Annotated in this window: 2 protein-coding genes; both read left to right on the forward strand. The window is 47.0% G+C overall.

Translation table 11 applies throughout. The annotated features are described in order from the left end of the window. Window positions 1-320, forward strand: a 320-nt coding sequence (locus A3757_RS00860) for a DUF2796 domain-containing protein (RefSeq protein WP_156506070.1), incomplete at its 5' end; no start/stop codon positions are given. A gap of 1 nt (window position 321) precedes the next feature. Beyond that, window positions 322-1,062, forward strand: a complete 741-nt coding sequence (locus A3757_RS00865) for an ABC transporter ATP-binding protein (RefSeq protein ID WP_068506881.1) — start codon at window positions 322-324, stop codon at window positions 1,060-1,062. Window positions 1,063-1,121 lie beyond the last annotated feature (59 nt).

The following is a 1,121-nucleotide window of genomic DNA, read 5'->3' on the forward strand; positions in this document are numbered from 1 at the left end:
CGAGTGCTGGTTGCGAATTGGAGCATGTAACGGTTTCTTCTGCGCTATTGTCAGGAGCGCATAAGGGGNATGATGACGAGCATCATGAGGACCACGATGACGAGCATCACGATGAACATGATGATCACCACGAAGCATCACATAGTGAGTTTGAAGCTGAGTATCATTTCGAGTGTAAAAATATCGCGGCACTGAAAGATGTAAAGGTTAGCTTGTTTGAACTCTTCAATTCTCTTCAGGAGGTTGAAGCACAGGTTATTTCAAGCGCAGGTCAGAGCTTACAGGAGCTTGATCACCGTAAAACGAGTATTACGTTCTAATATGGATGCTAAACAAGTACTGTTGAAAGTAGACAACTTACGCTTCCGCTGGCCTTCGGGCCAGCGGGATGTTCTCGATATCCCCAAGTTTGAAGTGCTTAGTGGCGAAGGTGTCTTTATTAAAGGGGAGAGTGGTACAGGGAAGACGACCTTGTTAAGCCTTATAGGTGGGATCAACCTACCTGATGCGGGTTGTATCGAGGTTTTGGGGACGGATATTAGCAAGCTGCGTCAGAGCCGGCGAGACCACTTCAGAGCTGATCATATAGGCTTTATCTTTCAGCTTTTTAACCTGATTCCTTATTTGTCGGTAATTGAAAATATCACACTGGCATGTAAATTTTCTAAGTTGCGTACTCAACGAGTATTAGCAAAGTCGGGCAGCCTGGAAGAGGAAGCTTATCGCTTGTTATCGCAGCTTCAGCTAAATGATCGCTCCATGCTGACACGAAAAGTATCTGATTTGAGCGTTGGCCAACAGCAGCGTGTCGCCGCCGCCCGGGCCTTGATTGGCTCGCCGGAACTCATTATTGCCGATGAGCCGACCTCTGCATTGGATGCCGATACACGTGAACACTTTATTCAGTTACTACTAGAAGAGTGTAAGCAAAGTGGTGCGACCATATTGTTTGTTAGCCACGATGCTGGCCTGGAAGCCGCTTTTGATCGCAGTATTCAGTTAGGCGAACTCAACCGCGCTTGCGAACAGTCTTCAAATAAAGGGCAGGAGGCCGTGTTATGAATTGGGCACTGCTGATGAAGCTAACGCTGAAAAGTATCCTCAACCGGAAATTTACCAGT

It is taken from the genome of Oleiphilus sp. HI0117, from assembly GCF_001635235.1.

Excerpts from the sequence above, each read along its gene's own strand:
- A3757_RS00865 (WP_068506881.1), top strand. The coding sequence starts at position 322 with ATGGATGCTAAACAAGTACTGTTGAAAGTAGACAACTTACGCTTCCGC.